Source organism: Desulfitobacterium sp. (genome assembly GCF_034927245.1).
Classification (GTDB): Bacteria; Bacillota; Desulfitobacteriia; order Desulfitobacteriales; family Desulfitobacteriaceae; genus Desulfitobacterium_A.
The window spans coordinates 1-3,573 of record NZ_JAYFQK010000078.1 but is presented as its reverse complement, the minus strand read 5'-3'; the positions used below and the strand labels follow the sequence as shown (position 1 = coordinate 3,573).

General features: G+C 39.7%; 3 protein-coding genes. All 3 read left to right on the top strand.

Features of this window, described 5'->3' with window-relative positions; all coding sequences use genetic code 11:
• Positions 1 to 426 precede the first annotated feature (426 nt).
• Positions 427 to 2,223: an HD domain-containing phosphohydrolase gene (locus VB077_RS16075; protein WP_323416273.1), complete on the top strand. Its 1,797-nt coding sequence runs from the start codon at positions 427 to 429 to the stop codon at positions 2,221 to 2,223.
• 62 nt (positions 2,224 to 2,285) lie between these two features.
• Positions 2,286 to 3,215: a ComEC/Rec2 family competence protein gene (locus tag VB077_RS16070; protein ID WP_323416272.1), complete on the top strand. Its 930-nt coding sequence runs from the start codon at positions 2,286 to 2,288 to the stop codon at positions 3,213 to 3,215.
• 4 nt (positions 3,216 to 3,219) lie between these two features.
• Complete coding sequence (locus tag VB077_RS16065; RefSeq protein WP_323416271.1) at positions 3,220 to 3,432, top strand: DUF3006 domain-containing protein; 213 nt, start codon at positions 3,220 to 3,222, stop codon at positions 3,430 to 3,432.
• The last annotated feature ends 141 nt before the right edge of the window (positions 3,433 to 3,573 follow it).

Below are 3,573 nucleotides of genomic sequence, written 5' to 3'. Positions count from 1 at the left end.
ATGAAGAAGAAATGGGGATTATACCCCCGACTAACATGTCATTCAGTAGGAACATTAAGACCTGGATCTGGATTATCCTCATTTTTCCACTTTAGCAGGTATAGAGGACTAAATTTAACTGCTTTCAGCAGTCAAATCATATTATAGTAATAAAATAGATAATAAAATAATAGATACTCTAAATGGATAAAAGGGTTGGTGATGTAAATGACAAGAAACAATCACCAGAAAATTGTTATTTTATTATTTGTGATTTCAGTAACAATGTTAGGTTATGTTGCATTTCTATATGTTCTACCTCAAAATTTTGATAGGAAAAACGTGGATCAAGTAAGTTTTCACATCATTATATTGACGATTTTTTGTATATTATTATTACTCTTTGTCCTTTTTTTATGGAATCGGATTTTTGAGATCACTAGTCGATTGGAATACAAGAATACCCTGATCCGGGCTATTTTCGAAAGCTCACCAGATGTTTTGGTTTGTTCTTTAGATCGAGGTTATCATTATTTATATTATAATTCTAAGCATAAGGATATGATGCTGAAAATCTTTGGAGCAAATATCCGAGTAGGTATGAGTATCATTGACGCTTTTGATGACCATTCTTATTCAACGCGTGCTCAAAGCAAATTTGAACGGGTTATCGCGGGAGAAGGTATCAGCGAACTCGCCGAATTTGAGCAGAAAGATGATGGTCAAATTCATTATATGCAAATATATGGGTCACCGGTTATCATCAGTAACGGTGAAGTGGCTGGAATCGCCATTTTTGCTATCAATATATCTGAATTGAAGCGTACGGAAAAGTTACTCCGCGATAGTGAATACTTTTTGCTTGAGTCACAGCGTGTTTCCCACTCGGGCAGTTACGCCATAAATTATAGAACTGGGCTGTGGCAATCGTCGCAGACGTTAAATAAAATTCTGGGGATTGATGAGAGCTATCCCCATACCCTTGAAGGCTTTATAGCGCTCGTTCATCCCGATTGGAAGGAACGAGTGGACGAATATTTTCAGTTAGACAAAAAGTGCTACGATTTTGAATATCAGATTGTTCGGCATGAAAATGGTGAAGTGCGCTGGGTTCGCGGCTTAGGTGAACTGGAATTTAATGTTGAAGGGGAGCCCGTTCGAATGGTCGGAACGATTCAGGATGTCACCGCCCATAAGAAAAATGAGGAAAAAATTCTGTTTCTTAGCTACCATGACCAGTTAACAGGATTATATAATCGACGATTCTATGAAGAGGAGTTAAAGCGTCTTGACGTAAATCGAAATTACCCGTTAACTGTAATGATGGCAGATGTCAATGGCTTGAAGCTTGTAAACGATTCATTCGGTCATGAGTTTGGTGATGAGTTGCTTAGGAAAGTAGGGAAAGTCCTGCAAAAGGCTTGCCGCAAGGATGATATTCTGGCGCGGCTTGGCGGGGATGAGTTTGTCCTTTTACTCCCCAAAACAGACATAATGACAGCAGACCAAATTTTAAAACGTATTAAAAAAGCCGCATTGCAGGAAAAGATCGGGTCGCTGGAAATTTCAATTTCTATAGGTTTTGAGACCAAACAATATCCCTTTCAGTCGATTGAAGAAGTCTTCAATAAAGCGGAAGATAATATGTATAAGATGAAGCTTTTTGAGAGCCCGAGTATGCGCGGGAAAGCTATCCAGACAATTGTTAAAACTCTTTATGAGAAAAATAAGTACGAGGAATATCACTCACTTCGCGTTTCTCAATTATGTCAGGGGATGGGGATCGCGCTGAAACTACCTGATCGAGAAATCTTAGAACTAAAAAATGCCGGTCTTATGCATGACATTGGGAAAATTGCCATCGATGAAAAAATTCTTAATAAACATGGGCTTTTGTCAGAGAAAGAGTTGAAGGAAATCAAACGTCATCCGGAAATTGGGTACCGTATTTTAAGTACGGTCAATGACTTAGCCGATACTGCAAACGATGTCCTGGCTCATCACGAGCGTTGGGATGGCCTGGGCTACCCCAAAGGACTAAAAGGGGAGCAAATTCCTCTCCATGCACGGATAATAGCTATTGCGGATGTTTATGATCAGATGACAAATGAACATTGTTGCGGAAGCCCTTATACACCTGAGAGGGCACTCGCGGTACTCAGCAAGAATGCAGGAACTCTGTTTGATTCGGATCTTGTCCAAATCTTTATTGATAAGGTCGTCGGGATGAGTTCTACCGATTAAGAAGGAAAATTTTAATTTTCCCCCGAATAAAATAATAGACTAAAACTTTTTCGGAGGAAAAAATGAAGATTCGTTGTTTTAGAAGCACTCAAAAAGAATTAAAATCGATTTGTTTTTTAGTTATTATTTTAGCGGTTATGAGTTTACTCAGTTTTGTCTCCGGGTGTGGGGTAACTGTGGCTCCCCAAGATAGTATAACAACCGCAGCAAATCCATCGGCAAGCGGAAGCGATAAGCTGCGCGTATCGTATATCGATGTGGGACAAGGAGACTCCATCCTAATTCAAATTCCCAACGGGAAAAATGTACTAATCGATGCAGGGGATAATGATCAAGGCGAAAAAGTTGTTTCCTATCTTAATAAACAGGGCGTTAAACGGTTGGATGTTGCGATCTGGACTCATCCCCATGCGGATCACATTGGAGGGGCTGATACCGTAACAAAAGCTTTTGAAATAGGGCAGGTCGTCATGCCGAAACAAACGTCAACCACCGAATCATATCGAAGTTTAATAAAGGCAATCAGTCAGAAGGGTCTAAAAATTACCGAAGCAAAGGCAGGCGTTATTTTGGATCTCGGGCCTGAAGTAAAGGCTGAGCTGCTTGCTCCCAGCTCCGGCAGCTATGAGGAAGTCAATAATTATAGTGCCGTACTTCGGCTTACTTATGGAAATACAACGTTTTTATTTACAGGAGATGCCCAATCCGAGTCAGAAAAGGAAATGATAAAAACCGGTCAAGACCTAAAAGCTGATGTTTTAAAAGTCGGTCATCATGGTTCTCTAACATCTACTACTTCTGCCTTCCTGAATAAAGTTCAGCCTAAGTATGCGGTTATTTCTGTTGGGAAGGATAATGACTACGGTCATCCCGCTGAAAGTATTATAACGCGGCTTAATAAGGCGGGTGTAAATATTTATCGGACGGATGAATCAGGCACGTTGGTGTTTGAATCCGATGGTAAAGACATTACGCTTATTGAAGGGAGGTAAATTGATGAAAGGAACGATTGATCGCTTTGAAGGAAACTATGCGGTGGTCGAGTTAGAAAATAGGAACATAATCAATGTTCCTAAAGAATTGTTACCCGTCGAGGCTCGTGAAGGTGACGTTATCTATGAGGAGAACGGGGTTTATTATATTGACCAAGAAGAAACCGAGAGAATTAAAGAGGACCTTCATAAACTCATGGATAGTTTGTGGAAATAATTGGTTAAATTCCAAAGTAAGTTCCACTTTATCGAAGTAAATTCCACTGTAAGTCATCCTTTTTTGTTTGGAGAATAGAAAAGGGTGACTTTTTTTCGGTTTTGGATTAAAATAAGGCCAAATCCGGTGTAAAAACAGCTG